The organism is Actinoplanes sp. NPDC026670, from assembly GCF_040638175.1.
GTDB lineage: Bacteria > Actinomycetota > Actinomycetes > Mycobacteriales > Micromonosporaceae > Actinoplanes.
The window spans coordinates 69,322-85,301 of sequence record NZ_JBEZXU010000027.1; the positions used below are offsets into that span (position 1 = coordinate 69,322).

A 15,980-nucleotide genomic window follows, 5' to 3' on the forward strand; every position below is an offset into this window, starting at 1 on the left:
GCTAGCCCAACCAGGCGTCGTCCATGTCCCGAAGCAGGGTGTCGCCCGAGTCGAGCAGGTCCAGCATCGGGCCGATCCGGGGCAGCTCGTGGGTGACGAAGTATCGCGCGGCCAGGCGTTTGCCCTCGTAGAAGTCGCCCTGCTTGCCCTCGGCGGCCAGCTGCTGCTCCAGCCAGAGCCAGGCGATCACCAGGTGGCCGGCGGCGTCCAGATAAGCGGTGGCGTTGACCAGCGCCTTCGACGGATCGGCCCACAGCTTGGCGGTGGTCGCGGCGAGCCGGTCGCAGGCCGTCAGCACCGGCTCCCCGAGATCACTCTTGAGAGCGGTGGCCCGGATCCGGTCGAGCAGCAGCCCGAGCCCGGCGCCGCCGTGCTGGGTGACCTTGCGGCCGAGCAGGTCGAGGGCCTGGATGCCGTCGGTGCCCTCGTGGATCGAGTTGAGGCGGTTGTCCCGGTAGAACTGCTCGACCGGGTACTCCCGGGTGTAGCCGTAACCGCCGTGCACCTGGATGGCGTGGTCGTCGGCGAGACGGCACCACTGCGACGGCCAGGCCTTCACGATCGGCGTGAGCGTGTCCAGCAGCAGGTCGTTCTCCGGCGACGGCTCGTCCAGCAGTTTCGCCGCGTAGAGGACCAGGGCCAGACCGCCTTCGACGTACGACTTGGAGGCGAGCAGCATGCGGCGGACGTCCGGGTGCTCGACGATCGGGACCGGCGGCGCGGCAGGGTCCTTGTCGCCGATCGGCCGGCCCTGCTGCCGCTCCCGCGCGTAGGCGAGGGCGTGCAGGTAACCGGTGTAGCCGAGGGCGACCGCGCCGGAGCCGACCCCGATCCGCGCCTCGTTCATCATGTGGAACATGTAGGCCAGCCCGCGGCCCTCCTCGCCGACCAGCTCACCGACGGCGCCGTCGAAGGCGAGCACGGTGTTGGTGGTGCCGCGGTAGCCCATCTTGTGGTTGAGCCCGGCCAGCACGACGCCGTTGCGCTCGCCGGTCTCCAGGTTCTTCTTCGGCACGATGAACAGCGACAGGCCCTTGACCCCGGGCTGCGCGCCGGCCACCCGGGCCAGCACCAGGTGGATGATGTTCTCGCTCAGCTCGTGGTCGCCGCCGGAGATCCACATCTTGCCGCCGTCGATCCGGTACGTCCCGTCGTCCAGCTTGACCGCCTTGGTGGCGACGTCACTCAGCGAGGACCCGGCCTGCGGCTCGGACAGGCACATGGTCCCGGTGAACCGGCCCTCCAGCATCGGGTGGACGTACCGGCGGATCTGCTCCTCGGTGCCGTGTGTCATGAGCAGGTGGGAGTTGCCCGCGGTGAGCATCGCGTACGCCGAGGTGCCGGTGTTGGCGGCCTGGAACCACAGGAAACAGGCCCGCTGGAGCACGTGCGGCAGCTGGAGCCCGCCGTGCTCGGCCGGGAAGCCGGCGGCGATCAGCCCGGACTCGGCGAAGACCTTCAGCGCCCGGCTGACCTCGGGGATGATCGTGACCCGCTCGCCGTCGAAGGTCGGCTCGTTGAGGTCGCCGGTCCGGTTGTGCGGAGCGAAGTCACGCTCGGCGATCTGCTGGGAGACGTCGAGGAAGTCGTCGAACGTCTCCCGGGAGTGCTCGGCATACCGCTCACGGGCGGTCAGGGCCTCGGCGTCGAGCCATTCGTAGAGCAGGAAGTCGAGATCCCGCCGGGAGAACACCTTGGACACCGCGGCCACCACCGTTTCGTCGGAACTTAATGCACCCAGTGTGCACGAAGTTTAGTCCGCCGCACGGTGCCGGCCCACCCTGACCGTCACCCCGGCCGGAATCCGGCTGGAGTGCTTGATCTCGTACATGGCGTGGTCGGCGGCGCGCAGGGCCTCGTCCGGGTCGGTCGCCGCCGGGGCCAGGTGCACCCCGACGCTCGCGCCGATGCCGATCTCGTGCCCGTCGATCCGGAACGGCAGCTCCAGGACGTACCGTACGCGGCCGGCCATCGCGATCGCGTCGTCGGGCGCGACCGTGCCGGGCATCAGGATGACGAACTCGTCACCACCGACCCGGGACAGCACGTCCTCGGTACGCACACAGGCGCTGAGCCGGTCGGCCACCTGACGCAGCAGCTCGTCGCCGATCTCGTGCCCGTGCCGGTCGTTGACCGGCTTGAACCCGTTCAGGTCGACGAAGAGCACCGCCACCGCGTCGGCCCGCAGCGTCGAGTGGAGCTTGTCGGTCATCCGGCGCCGGTTGGGCAGGCCGGTCAGCGGGTCGTGCTGCGCCTCGTGCTCCAGCCGCTCCTGGAACGCCCGGTTCTCCGAGATGTCCCGGGCGTTGATCACCACGCCGTTCAGCGACGGGTTGGCCATCTGGTTGGAGGCGGTGAAGTCGAACCAGCGGAACTGGCCGTCCGCGGTGCGGACCCGGCATTGCAGGCGCATCACCCCGGCCGGGTCGGCGAGCAGGGCGAACAGCTTCTCCCGCATCTGCGGCTGGTCCTCGTTGTGCACCACGTCGAAGACGCTGTGCCCGGCCAGCGAGCCGGACGGGAACCCGAGGATCGAGGTGGTGCTCGGGCTGCTGAAGATGATCCGGCCCTGCCCGTCGAGCACCGACACCAGGTCCGGGGCGTGCTGGAAGAGCGCCTGGAAACGTTCGTCGGCACGGCGCCTGGTGATCTGGGTCCGGTAACCGAGCAGAGTGATGCCGACCACACCGATCACCAGCATCGCCAGCAGCGTGAGGTTGAGGGTCTGGCTGCGGTTGTAGACCACGCCGTCGAAGGACGCCTTCGTCTGGGTACGGACGTAGTACCAGCCACTGTGATCGATGTCGATCACCACGGCGATCATCTTCTCCTCGCCCTCGAGATACTCCACGAAGGCAGAGGTCCCGCTCCGGCTCTTCAGGATCTCGGGGTTGACCGTGGTGCCGAGCACCTCGTCCAGGCTGGCCGCGCCGACCCGGCCGCTGGTGTCCACGATCGTGGTGCGGTGGTAGTCGCTCTTCAGCTCCCGCATGTACCCCTGGAGTGAGGTCGACGAGATGTGGTTCAGCCCGATCAGGTACCCGGCCAGCACACCGTTCCGCTTGAACGGCACGGCCACCGCGGACACATAGGAGCTGGGCTTGGCGGCGTCGCCACCGGCCACCTGCATGACGTTGGAGAAGCCGTAGTCATCCGTGTCGGAGGTGTTCCCGGCGGCGGTTTCGAGCTGCGCCCACATCCGCTGCCAGCCGGTGTCGTCGGTCGCCGGCAGCGCCGAGTCACCGCTCGCCAGCAGGACGTTCCGGTTCACATCGGTGATGAGCAGGCCGTACTGGAAGGTGTTGGTCTTCTTGGCGGCGGCCATCAGGGCCGCCTTCGCCTGCTCCGGGGTGGTCGCGCCACCGGCTGCGAGCAGCGCGGCGATCTTCCCCAGCTCGACAGTCGAGTAGAACTGGAGCTGACCGGTCAGCTCCGCGTTGTTGTCGCCGAGCGCGGTGGTGTCGGTCCGGTGCACCTTCTCGACCGCCTGGACGGTCGAACGGTTCACCAGAATGCCCGCGACACCGGCCCCAGCCAGCAACAACACGCTGACCAGCACCGCGATCCAGTTACGCAGCCGCATCGAGTTCCTCCTCACCGCAAGTCATCGGCAGGCGAGGCCCGAAGTGAATGAACCCCGGAGAAGAAACCAGGGAATACCCCGAGGGAAATGAGGCGGCGTTCAACGGGATCGACCACGATGATGGATAAGCAACGCATCGGGTCGATGTCGTGACACCCGGTGTGGGACCGGCCCGACGAAACGGAGCCCCGGATGCTCAGACAGGTGGTTGCGTCCCCGCCCGGCTGGTCGAGGGCGCTGCTCTCCCGGATTCCCTCCCCCCGCCGATCCCCCGAGGACACCCCGCTCCCCCCGGCGCCGGCCGGCCCGCGGCGCATCGTCCGCTCCGGCCTGAGCGTCACCGGCGCCGGCCTGGCCGCACTCTTCTACTGCCTCTCCTTCACCCCGTCGCTGCTGCCGCGCGCCTGGTTCCTCCAGGGTGTGGTCGCCGGGATCACCGCCGCCATGGGTTACGCGCTGGGCGCCGCCGCCGGAGCGCTGGCCCGCCGGCTGCACGGGCCGTTCCTCGCCCGGACCGCGCTGATCGCCTGGGCGGCGCTCGCCGCGGTGGTGCCGGTGATGGTGGTGATCTTCCTCTGGCTCGGCACCCGCTGGCAGCGTGACCTGCGAATCCGGCTCGGCATGGAGCCCGTCCCGGAGTACGACATCGCCCGGACCGTCGGGGCCAGCCTGCTCACCTTCGGCCTGCTGCTGCTGATCGCCCGGTTTCTGCGCCTGTCCACGTACGGTTGCGCGCTGCTGTTCCGGCGGATCGTCCCCCAGCGTGCCGCCTACTGCGCCGGCACCCTGGTGGTCGCCGTCCTGGCGTATTCGGCGTTCGACGGCCTGCTGATCGCCAACCTGTTCACCACCGTCGACCGCCTGGCCGCCGTGGAGAACAACGGGACCGGCAGCGGCGTCACGGTTCCGGCGTCCACGCTGCGCTCCGGCGGGCCGCAGTCGTTCGTCAGGTGGGACACGCTCGGCCGCCAGGGCCGGACGTTCGTGGCCGGGACGCCCACGGTCGAGGAGCTGTCCACGTTCGCCCGGCGGCCCGCGATCGAGCCGATCCGGGTCTACGCAGGCCTCACCTCGGCCGACACCCTCCAGGAGCGGGCCGACCTGGTGGTCCGCGAGATGGACCGGACCGGCGCCTTCGACCGGGCGGTGATCGCGGTGATCACCCCGACCGGCACCGGCTGGGTGGACAACAAGGTCCCCCGGTCCCTGGAGTTCATGTATGCCGGGGACACCGCGCTGGTGTCCATGCAGTATTCGTACCTGCCGAGCTTCTTCGCGTTCATGGGCGACCGGTCCGAGGTCGCCGACGCGGCCGACGCGCTGATCAGCGCGGTGCGCGCGAGGTGGGCGGCGCTCCCGGCGGCGACGCGGCCGCGGTTGCTGCTGTTCGGCGAGAGCCTCGGGACGTACGGGATGGAGATGACCTTCGGCACGCCGGAGCGCCTGGTCGACGGGGCGGACGGCGCGCTGCTGCTGGGCCCGACGTTCGCCAACCCGACCCACCGGGCGCTCACCGAGGGCCGGGCCGCCGGCAGCCCGATCTGGGACCCGGCCTATCCGGCGCTGCCCGTGGAGTTCGCCGACGACGCGGCCGAGCTGCGTGACATGTCCGGCCCCCGGCCGAAAGTGGTCTACCTGCAGAACGCGACCGATCCGGTGGTCTGGTGGAGCTGGGACCTGCTGTGGAAGAAGCCACAGTGGCTGATCGGGCAGCGGGCGCCGGACGTCACCCCGGACATGCACTGGTACCCGGGCATCACGTTCTGGCAGATCACCTGCGATCTGGTCTTCTCCAACAAGGTGCCGACCGGGCACGGGCATTCGTACCGATCGGAGACCGTCGACGGCTGGGCCGCCCTGGCGCCGCCACCCGGCTGGACCACGGCGGACAGCGTTCGGCTGCGCGCCCTGCTGGACGGCTGAGGCCGGGCCGGTTGTTCGGCTGATCCCTGACGAGTGATGCCCGTCGAAGCCTTCCGCCCGTTGAGAATCGAGGTGGGGAGCGCCGAAAGGGGACCGCCGATGGATGACGCGCTGAGCGGGTTCCGGCGAGTGCCGGGACGACGACGGCCCCGGCCGGTGTCACAGGGACTGCTGGCCATGATCGCCGCGGTGCTGATCCTGGGCTGTGGCCTGCTCGCCGGGCGGTTGCTGGCCAACGATGCGCCGGTTCCGGGCCCGGCGCCGAGCCCATCGAGATCCGCCGCTTGACACGGTAGGTTCCCGGGCATGACGTTGCATCGAAAGCTGTCCATCGCAGTGCTCGCCCTCGTCGTGGCCGGCGGCACCGGATTCACCCCGGGTCCCGGACTGTCCTGGCAGCTCACCGACACCGGCTCGACCGCACGGTTCCGTGGGCTGGCCCCGGTCAGCAAGAACGTCGCGTGGGCGGCCGGATCGGCCGGGACGGTGCTGCGGACCGTGGACGGCGGGCGCACCTGGGCCTCGGTCGGCCCACCCGACGCGGCCGCCCTGCAGTTCCGTGACATCGAGGCCTTCGACGCCCGGCACGCGGTGGCCCTGACCATCGGCAACGGCCCGGACTCGCGGGTCTACTCGACGTCGGACGGCGGCGCCTCCTGGATCGAGACGTTCCGCAACGACGATCCGGCCGCCTTCTACGACTGTCTGACCTTCCTGGACCGGCGGCACGGGCTGGCCCTGTCCGACCCGGTGGGCGGGAAGTTCCGGATCCTGGCCACCCGGGACGGCGGGCGCACCTGGCAGACCCGGCCGACCGGCGGCATGCCCGACGCGCTGCCGGGCGAGTTCGCCTTCGCGGCCAGCGGCACCTGCCTGGTCTCGGCCGGGCAGCGCGCCTGGTTCGCGACCGGCGGCGACGCCACGGCCCGGGTGTTCGCGTCGAAGGACGGCGGCTGGAACTGGTCGGTGACCGATTCACCGGTGCCGAGCGGCCCCAGCGCCGGCATCTACTCGCTCGCCTTCCGGGGCCACGGGCAGGGCATCGCGGTCGGTGGCGACTACGCCGCGGAGACGTCCGCGCCCGACGGCGCAGCGGTCACCCGGGACGGTGGGAGGCACTGGACCGTGTCGAAGAAGGCCCCTGGCGAGTACCGGTCCGGGGTGGCGTGGTGGCGTGGGCGTACCGCGCTGGCGGTCGGCCCGACCGGCAGCGACGTCTCCTTCGACGGCGGGGTGACCTGGCGGCGTTTCGACACCGGCAGCTTCGACGCGGTGGCCTGCACCGGCGACGGCGCCTGCTGGGCATCCGGCCGGGACGGGCGGATCGCCAGGCTGACGAGCTGAGCCGGAAAGAGCTGAGGGCTCAGGCGTTGAGATAGGTCAGCACGGCCAGGACCCGGCGATGGTCGTCGTCCGAGGGCGGCAGGCCCAGCTTCGTGAAGATGCTGCTGATGTGCTTGCTCACCGCCTTCTCGCCGACGAACAGTTTGGCGGCGATCGCGCCGTTCGACCGGCCCTCGGCCATCAGCTCGAGCACGTCCCGTTCCCGGGCGGTCAGCCCGGACAGCGGCGAGGAGTGGCGGGCGAGCAGCTGCGAGACGACCTCCGGGTCCATCGCGGTGCCGCCGCCCGCCACCCGGCGCACCGCGTCGACGAACTGGGCCACGTTCGCCACCCGGTCCTTGAGCAGGTAGCCCACCCCGCCCGCCCGGTCGGTCAGCAACTCCCGGGCGTAGAGCGGCTCGACGTGCTGGGAGAGCACCAGCACCGGCATGCCGGGCACCTTCTGCCGGGCCTCGATCGCCGCCTGGAGTCCCTCGTCGGTGAAGGTCGGCGGCAGCCGCACATCCACCACCGCCACGTCCGGCCGGTGCTCCAGCAGCGCCGGCAGCAGTGACGGCCCGTTGTCGACCGCCGCCACCACCTGGAAGTCGAACGCCTCCAGCAGCCGGGTCAGCCCGTCCCGGAGGAGGGCGAGGTCTTCGGCGAGGACAACGCGCACGGCAGCTCCATGGTCACGACGGTCGGTCCACCCGGCGGGCTGGACAGGCTCATCGTGCCATCGAAGGCGGCAAGACGGCGTTCGATGCCTCGCAGCCCGGTGCCGCCGGACGGGTCGGCCCCGCCCCGGCCGTCGTCGCTGACCCGCATGACCAGCGTCACCCCGTTGTGCCACAGCTCCACGGCGCCGTTGCGGGCGGCGCCGTGCCGGACCGCGTTGGCCAGTGCCTCGGCGACCGCGAAGTAGGCGGCCGACTCGACCGGCGTGTCCAGCCGGCCCGGCAGCTCGGTGGTCACCGTGACCGGCATCGGCAGGGCCATCGCGAGCGCCCGGACCGCGCCTTCCAGACCACGCTCGGCGAGCACCGGCGGGTGGATGCCGCGGACCAGGTGACGCAACTCGACCAGGGCGGCCGAACTGCTCTCCCGGGCCTCGGCCAGCAGCTTGCGGGCGGTGGCCGGGTCGGCGTCGACGATCTCCTCGGCCAGCCCGATCGTCATGCCCAGGGCGACCAGCCGGGCCTGGGCGCCGTCGTGCAGGTCACGCTCGATCCGGCGCAGCTCGGCGGCCTGGGCGTCGACCGTGTCGGCCCGGGTCACGGTCAGCTGGCTGACCCGCAGGCGCAGCTCGGCGGACCGGGTCGGGGCGAGAAACAGCCTGTTGAAGAGTGCGTCGACATTCCGCAGGTACGGCGCGGCCGCGACCCCGATCGCCAGGATCAGCGCGCCCTGCGGCAGGGAGAAGAAGCCCTCGCCGAGCGTCTCGATCGGCCAGACCATGCCGTAGCCGTACTCGCCGGTGCCGAGCCAGATCCAGAGCGGGATGAGCAGGATGCCCTGGGCGCCGTAGGCCGGCAGCGCCAGCGTCAGCACACCGAGCACCAGGCCGGCCAGCGCGCCGGGCAGCAGCCAGCCGACGTCCCGCCAGGTCGCCGGGTCGGTGATCACCCACCGGTAGTGGCGCAGGCTCCCGAACACCACCCGGTCCGGGCGGGGCCGATAGGGCCTGGCGATGTGCACGCCCCGGGCGGCGGCGAGCCGGCGGGCCGCGTCGGCCCGCGCCCGGATCAGCAGGGTCACCAGCGGCAGCACCAGCAGCCCGATGCCGAGCACCGGAGTCAGCACCAGACCCACCACGAACAGCGCGAACAGCGGGATGTTCACGATGGCGAGGGGGACGGCGAGCAGCCCGCCGGCGACGGCGCGGAGCCCGTCCCGGATCCAGTCACGCGAGTCCATGCCTTCATCCTGGCCACCCGATGCGAGGTTGTCGGTAGGGCCAGCCCTACCGCCGTTCGGTGGCCTGGCCCTCCTGACCGGGGATCACCGAACCGGTTCGCTGGGAACATGACGACGACAGCAGCAGGGACGCGGACCGCGGGAAGCGACTTCGCCGAGCTCAATCGCCGGATCAACGCGGCCGGCCTCCTGCGGAGGCGGCCCGCCTACTACGCCGTACGCCTGAGCCTGGTCTCGCTCGCCCTGATCGGTGGGTGGACCGCCTTCGTCCTGGTCGGCGCCTCCTGGTGGACGCTCGCCGTGGCGGTGTTCCTGGCCGTGGTGTTCGCGCAGGTGGCGCTGGTGGCGCACGACCTCGCGCACCGGCAGGTGTTCCGCACCAACCGGCCGAGCGCGCGGGCCGGCCGGATCGCCGGGAACCTGGCGATCGGCATGTCCTACGGCTACTGGATGGAGAAGCACACCAAGCACCACGCCAACCCGAACCACGACGACCTCGATCCGGACGTCGGCCCGGACGTGCTGGTCTGGTCCCGGGAACAGGCCCGTGGCCGGGGATTCCTGGTCCGGCACCAGGCGTGGCTGTTCTTCCCGCTGCTCACCCTGCTGGGTCTGTCCCTCAAACGGGACAGCGTGCGCGCGCTGGCCGGCGGCACGATCAAGAGCCGCGGCCTGGAGGCCGCACTTCTGACGATCCATTTCATCGGGTACGCGTCCGCGCTGCTCCTGGTCCTGTCGCCGCTCCAGGCGCTGGCGTTCCTGGTGGTGCACCAGGCGCTGTTCGGGATCTACCTGGGTCTGACCTTCGCCCCGAACCACAAGGGCATGCCGCACCCCGACGGCACCGAGGACTTCCTGCGCAAACAGGTCCTCACCTCACGCAACGTCCGGGGCGGGCGGTTCGTGGACGCGGCGCTCGGCGGGCTGAACTACCAGATCGAGCACCACCTGTTCCCGGCCATGCCGACGCCGAACCTGCGGCTGGCCCAGCCGATCGTGCGCGGCTACTGCGCCGAGATCGGGGTGCCCTACGAGATGACCGGGCTGATCGAGTCGTACCGGCAGGCGCTGCGCCATCTGCACGACGTCGGAGCGGAACTCCGGGGCCGGGCGTAGAGTGTCCTATACCGCACATACCGATACCGTGTTGTGACTACCGAGCAGTATCCGACTACTGGCCGCCTTGATCGGCATTACCCCAGGTAGTAACGCTGGTTCACCGGCGGGCCACATAGCGTTTTCGAAGGATTAAGGTCTAAAGTGCCGCGCGTGAAGGTGACCTTGCAGGAGATCCGGGAACGGACCTACAAGCCGGTCGACGCGTGGTGGACCGTGCTTCTGGTCGACCCGCTGGCGTCTCGACTGGTGCGTCTGGTTGCACCGTACCGATGGATCACGCCCAATGTACTGACTCTCATCGCGTCGATCTTCGGATTCGGCGCAGCGGCTTGTTTCGCCACCGGGGAGCGCTGGGCGCTCGTCGCCGGTGGTGTCCTGTTCCACATCAGCTTCGTGGTCGACTGCATGGACGGCAAGATCGCGCGGTTGAACGGGACGGGCACGATGTTCGGGCAATGGCTCGACTTCGTGCTGGACCGGGTGCGGGTCTTCTTCATCGCGCTGGCCCTGTTCGGTGGCCAGTGGGCGCGGACCGGCGATGTGGCGTACCTCTGGCTGATGTCGGTGGCGATCTTCCTGGACCTGTTCCGCTATCTGAACAGCGCCCAGATGTCGAAGGTCCGGCTCGCCATGCGGACCCAGATCAACGCGTACCGTCTCCCGGTCCCCGGCGAGGCCGAGTCCGGCGCCGACATGGGCGAGCCGGCCGACGAGATGCCCGCCCCGGCAGCCGGTGGCGGCTCGCTGAAGAGCCGGATCGGCCAGACGCTGCGCCGCAACCGGATCCGCACGCACCTGATCAGCGGTATCGAGTACGAGATGTCGGTCTTCATCATCGCCCCGATCACCGGCCTGATCTTCCCGGTCACCATCGCGGCCGGGGCCGGGCTGCTCGCCTTCGAGGCGTTCCTGATCTTCAAGCTCTACCGGGCCTGCCAGCAGTTCCCCGGCAAGCTGGCGGCCGCGAAGGCCGCCTACGAGGAGCACGACGAGACGGAGCGCATCCCGTCCTCGGTCTGAGGTCACACCCGCTCTGCGCACCCCCGGCGTCGACACGGCGCCGGGGGTGCTCCGTCTTCTGCCACCGAGAAGATCTCAGCGCCCGCCGATCGCGGGCGATGAGACCGCCATGACAGAGCCCACACCCGGCGTGCCCCTCACCGTCAAACTGCGGCTGGTGAGCGCGAACTCGGGCCGCCCGCGGACCGGCTGCGCGGTCAGCCTCTGGCACTGCGGCGGCCACGGCCCGGCCGGCCGGCAGGTCGCCGACCCCGCCGGATGGGTGTCGTTCGGCAGCGCGTTCCCGGAGGCGCAGGCCGGGCGGTGGCCGCACGTGCACTTCTCGGTCGACGACGGCGACGAGGTGCTGCACACCGCCCAGCTCGCGCTGCCGGGGGACGCGTGCGCCAAGGCGTACTGCGCGGCGCAGCGGCGGCAGCTCGACGGGATGAGCATCGGCCGGGACGGCTGCTTCACCGGAGGGTGGGCCCTGGAGATACCGTCGGTGACCGGCGACGCGACCCGTGGACTGGTGGCCACCCGCACAGTGGGCGTGTGACCCGGGCCCGGCTAGATTGGCCCGATGCCACGACGCCGCTTGATCTACGTCCTGGCAGTGCTGGTCATGCTGGGGCAGATGGCGTTCGCCATGTGGACCACCGCGATCCAGCAGTCGCCGACCATCGACGAGCCGGTCTACGTGGCCACCGCCGAGGTCTACCGGCAGCAGCACAGCCTGCGCTACAACCCGGAGCACCCGCCGCTCGGCAAGCTGATCATCGCGGCCGGCACCGCGTTCGCCGGCGCCGACCTGGACCCGGCCTACGCCGGCAACCAGACCCGGCTCGGGCGGCATCTGCTCTACGAGACCGGCAACAACCCGTTCCAGCTGATGCTGCTGGCCCGGCTGCCGGTCATCCTGCTCACCCTGCTCTTCGGGCTGGTGGTGCTCTTCTTCGCCCGTGACCTGGCCGGGCCGTGGGGTGGGCTGATCGCCCTCGCGATGTACAGCTTCTCCCCCGACGTGATCGCGCACGGCTCGCTGGCCACCCTGGACGTGCCGGCCGCCGGGATGCTGCTGACCGCCTTCTGGGCCGCCTGGCGCGCGCGGGACCGCCCCACCCTCTGGGTTCCGATCGCCGGGGCGGCGCTCGGGGCGGCCCTCGCCACTCGCATGAGCGTGCTGCCGGCCGTACCGCTGCTGGTCCTGCTGGCCGGATGGTCCACCTGGCGGGCCGTGGCCGGAGACCTGAGGCGACGTCTGCTGATCGCCGCCGGCGCGGCGCTGGGCGCCGGGGTGATCGCGGTGGCGGTGGTGTGGTTCGTCTATCTCGTGGTCGATCCGCGGCTGCGCTGGACCACCCCGCCCAACCTGCCCGACGTGCAGGGGCTGAAACGGCTGGCGGTGGACTGGCTGCCGTTCCCGCAGGCCTACACCGACGGCATGCTGGTCCAGTTCAAGTTCGAGAACCGGCTGTTCAACGGGTTCCTGCTGGGCGAGTCCTACAAGGGGTCGCCGTGGTATTACATGCCGGTCGCGATCCTGATCAAGACGCCGCTCGGGATGCTCGCGCTGTGGATCGGCGGGCTGTTCACCATGCTGATGGTGCCGCGGCTGCGGGTGGCGCTGCTCTACCTGCTGCCGGTGTCGGTGGTGCTGCTGCTGGTCACGATGACCGGGGCGCGCAACTACGGCACCCGCTACGCGATCCACCTGCACCTGTTCCTGGCGGTCGCGGCCGGGGCGGTCGCGTTGATCAGATTCACGCCGTCGCGGGTCGCCGCCGGGCTGCTCGTGCTCTGGGTCGCGGTCAGCTCGGTCCTGACATTTCCCTACTATCTGCCATATTCCAATGAGGCCCTCGGCGGGACCGCGCAGACCCACCTCAACCTGCACGACGCCAACGTCGACTGGGGTCAGGACCTGGCCCGGCTCAGCGTCTACCTGCGCACCGAACACCCGGGCGAGCAGGTCTGGCTGGTCTACAAGGGTTCCGGGGTGCCCGCCTACTACGGGATCGAGTCGCGGGATCCGTACTCGGTTCCGCTCGACGAGGTCCACGGTCTGCTCGTCGTCTCGGACTCCCGGGTGGCGCTGGCCGGCCCCCGGCTGAAGCAGATGATCGCCACATCCCAGGAGATAGGCGACGTCGGGCATTCGATCAGGATCTATCGCCGCTGACCCTTGTCGGTTACTCGCCGGTAATGCTTAGGTGACACGATGACGCACTTCGACATCGTGATCGTGGGCAGCGGCTTCGGTGGCAGCGTCAGCGCTCTGCGGCTGGCGGAGAAGGGGTACCGGGTCGGCGTGCTCGAAGCCGGCCGCCGGTTCACTCCGGACACCCTGCCCAAGACCTCCTGGGACCTGCGCAACTTCCTCTGGGCGCCCCGGCTCGGGATGCGCGGCATGCAGCGGATCACCCTGCTCAAGGACATCATGGTGCTGTCCGCAGCCGGGGTCGGTGGTGGCTCGCTCGTCTACGCCAACACCCTCTACGTGCCGCCCGCGCCGTTCTTCGCCGACCCGCACTGGTCCGGGATCACCGACTGGGCGGCCGAGCTCGCACCCTTCTACGACCAGGCGTCCCGGATGCTCGGCGTCGTCGAACAGCCGACCATGACATCGTCGGACGTCGTCATCAAACAGGTCGCCGAGGACATGGGCGTCGGGCACACGTTCCGGCGCACCCCGGTCGGGGTGTTCTTCGGCGAACCGGGCAAGACCGTGCCCGACCCGTACTTCGGCGGGGCCGGACCCGAACGCACCGGCTGCGTCGAATGCGGCAACTGCATGATCGGGTGCAAGGTCGGCGCCAAGAACCGGCTCGACGTCAACTACCTCTACCTGGCCGAACAGGCCGGAGTCACGGTCCACCCGGACACCGAGGTCACACTGCTGCGGCCGGACGACGACGGCTGGCGGATCGAGACACGGCGCGGGGTCTTCACCGCCGGGCAGGTCATCCTCTCCGCCGGGGCGCTCGGCACCCAGCGGCTGCTGCACGCCATGAAGGACCGTGGAGTGCTGCCCGCCCTCTCCGATTCACTCGGGCAGCTCACCCGGACCAACTCGGAGGCGCTGCTCGGGGCGGCCACCAAGGACGTGCCGGAACAGCCGTTCTCCCAGGGCATCGCGATCACCTCGTCGTTCCATCCGGACGCCGACACCCACATCGAACCCGTCCGCTACGGGCCGCGCAGCAACGCGATGGGACTGCTGTCCACGATCCTCGTCGACGGGGGCGGGCGGGTGCCCCGTCCGCTCCGGTTCCTCTGGCAGGCGCTGCGGCATCCGGTCGTCCTCGGGCACTCGCTGTCGGTCCGCCGGTGGAGCGAACGGACCATCATCGCCCTCGTCATGCAGTCGGTGGACAACTCGCTGACGGTTCGGCGCACCCGTACCGGGCGGCTCACCACCACCCTCGCCCACGGCAGGGCCAACCCGACCTGGATCCCGGTCGGCCACGACGCCGTCCGCCGGATCGCCGACCGGATCGGCGGATACCCCGGCGGAACCGTCGGCGACATCTTCAACATCCCGCTGACCGCGCACATCCTCGGCGGCGCGACCATCGGGGACTCGCCGTCCACCGGGGTCGTCGACGCCTACCATCGCGTCTACGGATATCCGGGGCTGCACGTCATCGACGGTTCGGCGGTCCCGGCGAACCTCGGCGTCAACCCGTCCCTGACGATCACCGCCCTCGCCGAACGGGCCGTCGCCCTCTGGCCCAACCAGGGCGAACCCGACCTCCGGCCGGCGGTCGGCGCCGCCTACCAGCGCCTCTCCCCGGTCGCGCCGCGCTCCCCGGCCGTCCCGGCCCACGCACCGGCCGCGCTCCGCCTGATCCCACGCCCCCGCACCGCCTGACCCCGCCGCATCTCCGGCCCCTGCCCCGCATCGCCTGGCCCCGCCGCATCTCCTGATCCTGCCCCGCACCGCTTGGCCCCGCCGCATCTCCGCCGCGCACCCGGTTTCGCGCCTAGCATCGATGGGCATGACGCTTTCTCTCACCGGAAAGACCGCGCTCGTCACCGGAGGATCCCGTGGCATCGGCCGGGCCGTCGTCCAGCGGCTGACCGCCGACGGCGCCCGGGTCGTGTTCACCTACCATGCGGCGGAGGCCGAGGCGAAGTCGGTCACAGCCGAGACCGGCGCGGAGGCGGTCCGTTGCGATCAGGCTGATCTCGGCACCCTGCCGGCGATCTTCGAACCGGTCGCCGACGGCCTGGACATCCTGGTCAACAACGCGGGGATAGCCTTCGGAAAGCCGATCGCCGAGATCACCTCGGAAGATTTCGACCGCCTGATCACGGTAAACACGAAATTTCCGACATTTGCTATTCAGGCGGCGATTCCGCTGTTGCGGGACGGCGGCCGGATCATCAACATCTCCAGCATCAACACCGCCGTGCCGGCCCCCGGCGGCGCCCTCTACAGCGCGAGCAAGGCCGCCCTCGAACAGATCACCAAGATCGCCGCCCGCGAACTCGGCCCCCGCAACATCACGGTCAACACCGTCTCCCCCGGCGCCACCGACATGCTGCGTTCCGTCAACACCCCGGAAGGCCTCGAACGAGCCGCCGGCGTCACCGCCCTCCAGCGCCTCGGCACCCCGGCCGACGTGGCCGCGGTGATCGCCTTCCTGGCCGGCCCCGACTCGACATGGATCACCGGCCAGAACATCCACGCCGGCGGCGGCTTCCTGATCTGACGAAGCAACCTCATCCGGTACGCCGTCCGCCCCTCCCAACCGCAACCCGCCCCGTCCCGTAGCGCGAGCCGTCGCTCACGTCGGTTTCCGGGACGCCATTACCGCAGTGAACGACGGCTGGCCGCCTGCCGCACGAACCGCAAACCGCGAGCCGTCGCTCACCTCGGTTTCGGGGACGCCATTACCGCGGTGGGCGACGGCTGACGGCCTGCCGGGCGTACCGCAAACCGCGAGCCGTCGCCCACACCGGTATCCGGGACGCCATTACCGCAGTGAACGACGGCTGACAGCCTGCCGCACGAACCGCAAACCGCGAGCCGTCGCTCACACCGGTATCCGGGACGCCATTACCGCAGTGAACGACGGCTGACAGCCTGCCGCACGAACCGCAAACCGCG

13 protein-coding genes are annotated in these 15,980 nt (G+C 70.4%); 9 read left to right on the top strand and 4 right to left on the bottom strand.

Going from position 1 to position 15,980, the window contains the following annotated elements:
- Position 1: 1 nt before the first annotated feature.
- The gene (locus AB0E94_RS25730; protein WP_360330452.1) at positions 2 to 1,711 is read right to left on the bottom strand and encodes an acyl-CoA dehydrogenase; all 1,710 of its coding nucleotides are present in this window, start codon (positions 1,709 to 1,711) and stop codon (positions 2 to 4) included.
- 42 nt (positions 1,712 to 1,753) lie between these two features.
- Entirely contained in the window at positions 1,754 to 3,583 is a 1,830-nt protein-coding gene (locus AB0E94_RS25735) for a diguanylate cyclase (protein WP_360330456.1), read from the bottom strand.
- Positions 3,584 to 3,775: 192 nt separating this feature from the next.
- Between AB0E94_RS25735 and AB0E94_RS25740 the strand changes: the two genes are divergently transcribed.
- The 3 genes from AB0E94_RS25740 to AB0E94_RS25750 all read left to right on the top strand — a co-directional run bounded on the left by AB0E94_RS25740 (position 3,776) and on the right by AB0E94_RS25750 (position 6,850).
- Entirely contained in the window at positions 3,776 to 5,506 is a 1,731-nt protein-coding gene (locus AB0E94_RS25740; RefSeq protein WP_360330459.1) for an alpha/beta hydrolase, read from the top strand.
- Between the two features lie 99 nt (positions 5,507 to 5,605).
- Positions 5,606 to 5,794: a hypothetical protein gene (locus tag AB0E94_RS25745; protein WP_360330462.1), complete on the top strand. Its 189-nt coding sequence runs from the start codon at positions 5,606 to 5,608 to the stop codon at positions 5,792 to 5,794.
- A gap of 18 nt (positions 5,795 to 5,812) precedes the next feature.
- Positions 5,813 to 6,850: an oxidoreductase gene (locus tag AB0E94_RS25750; protein WP_360330465.1), complete on the top strand. Its 1,038-nt coding sequence runs from the start codon at positions 5,813 to 5,815 to the stop codon at positions 6,848 to 6,850.
- Positions 6,851 to 6,869: 19 nt separating this feature from the next.
- Here AB0E94_RS25750 and AB0E94_RS25755 read toward each other — a convergent pair whose 3' ends face one another.
- Positions 6,870 to 7,508 (bottom strand): response regulator transcription factor, encoded by a 639-nt coding sequence (locus AB0E94_RS25755; RefSeq protein ID WP_360330468.1) that lies wholly within the window; start codon positions 7,506 to 7,508, stop codon positions 6,870 to 6,872.
- Positions 7,460 to 8,746 (bottom strand): sensor histidine kinase, encoded by a 1,287-nt coding sequence (locus AB0E94_RS25760; RefSeq protein ID WP_360330471.1) that lies wholly within the window; start codon positions 8,744 to 8,746, stop codon positions 7,460 to 7,462. The genes AB0E94_RS25755 and AB0E94_RS25760 overlap by 49 nt, the downstream gene beginning before the upstream one ends.
- Positions 8,747 to 8,854: 108 nt before the next feature.
- Here AB0E94_RS25760 and AB0E94_RS25765 point away from each other — a divergent pair, with 108 nt between their 5' ends.
- The 6 genes from AB0E94_RS25765 to AB0E94_RS25790 all read left to right on the top strand — a co-directional run bounded on the left by AB0E94_RS25765 (position 8,855) and on the right by AB0E94_RS25790 (position 15,582).
- Positions 8,855 to 9,862 (top strand): acyl-CoA desaturase, encoded by a 1,008-nt coding sequence (locus AB0E94_RS25765; protein WP_360330474.1) that lies wholly within the window; start codon positions 8,855 to 8,857, stop codon positions 9,860 to 9,862.
- Between the two features lie 153 nt (positions 9,863 to 10,015).
- Positions 10,016 to 10,885, top strand: coding sequence for a CDP-alcohol phosphatidyltransferase family protein (locus tag AB0E94_RS25770; protein WP_360330477.1), 870 nt, complete (start codon positions 10,016 to 10,018; stop codon positions 10,883 to 10,885).
- 109 nt (positions 10,886 to 10,994) lie between these two features.
- Positions 10,995 to 11,423 (top strand): hypothetical protein, encoded by a 429-nt coding sequence (locus AB0E94_RS25775; RefSeq protein WP_360330480.1) that lies wholly within the window; start codon positions 10,995 to 10,997, stop codon positions 11,421 to 11,423.
- Between the two features lie 24 nt (positions 11,424 to 11,447).
- Positions 11,448 to 13,046: a phospholipid carrier-dependent glycosyltransferase gene (locus tag AB0E94_RS25780; protein ID WP_360330483.1), complete on the top strand. Its 1,599-nt coding sequence runs from the start codon at positions 11,448 to 11,450 to the stop codon at positions 13,044 to 13,046.
- Between the two features lie 39 nt (positions 13,047 to 13,085).
- Positions 13,086 to 14,738 carry a GMC family oxidoreductase gene (locus AB0E94_RS25785; RefSeq protein ID WP_360330486.1) on the top strand — a complete coding sequence of 551 codons (1,653 nt, stop codon included), beginning with the start codon at positions 13,086 to 13,088 and terminating at the stop codon, positions 14,736 to 14,738.
- 127 nt (positions 14,739 to 14,865) lie between these two features.
- Positions 14,866 to 15,582, top strand: a complete 717-nt coding sequence (locus AB0E94_RS25790) for an SDR family oxidoreductase (RefSeq protein WP_360330488.1) — start codon at positions 14,866 to 14,868, stop codon at positions 15,580 to 15,582.
- Positions 15,583 to 15,980: the final 398 nt, after the last annotated feature.

Bases quoted from the DNA above. Each gene is read 5' to 3' on its own strand.
- AB0E94_RS25775 (WP_360330480.1), top strand. From the start codon at position 10,995: ATGACAGAGCCCACACCCGGCGTGCCCCTCACCGTCAAACTGCGGCTG.
- AB0E94_RS25765 (WP_360330474.1), top strand. From the start codon at position 8,855: ATGACGACGACAGCAGCAGGGACGCGGACCGCGGGAAGCGACTTCGCC.
- AB0E94_RS25750 (WP_360330465.1), top strand. From the start codon at position 5,813: ATGACGTTGCATCGAAAGCTGTCCATCGCAGTGCTCGCCCTCGTCGTG.
- AB0E94_RS25785 (WP_360330486.1), top strand. From the start codon at position 13,086: ATGACGCACTTCGACATCGTGATCGTGGGCAGCGGCTTCGGTGGCAGC.
- AB0E94_RS25740 (WP_360330459.1), top strand. From the start codon at position 3,776: ATGCTCAGACAGGTGGTTGCGTCCCCGCCCGGCTGGTCGAGGGCGCTG.
- AB0E94_RS25735 (WP_360330456.1), bottom strand. From the start codon at position 3,583: ATGCGGCTGCGTAACTGGATCGCGGTGCTGGTCAGCGTGTTGTTGCTG.
- AB0E94_RS25745 (WP_360330462.1), top strand. From the start codon at position 5,606: ATGGATGACGCGCTGAGCGGGTTCCGGCGAGTGCCGGGACGACGACGG.
- AB0E94_RS25790 (WP_360330488.1), top strand. From the start codon at position 14,866: ATGACGCTTTCTCTCACCGGAAAGACCGCGCTCGTCACCGGAGGATCC.
- AB0E94_RS25760 (WP_360330471.1), bottom strand. From the start codon at position 8,746: ATGGACTCGCGTGACTGGATCCGGGACGGGCTCCGCGCCGTCGCCGGC.
- AB0E94_RS25780 (WP_360330483.1), top strand. From the start codon at position 11,448: ATGCCACGACGCCGCTTGATCTACGTCCTGGCAGTGCTGGTCATGCTG.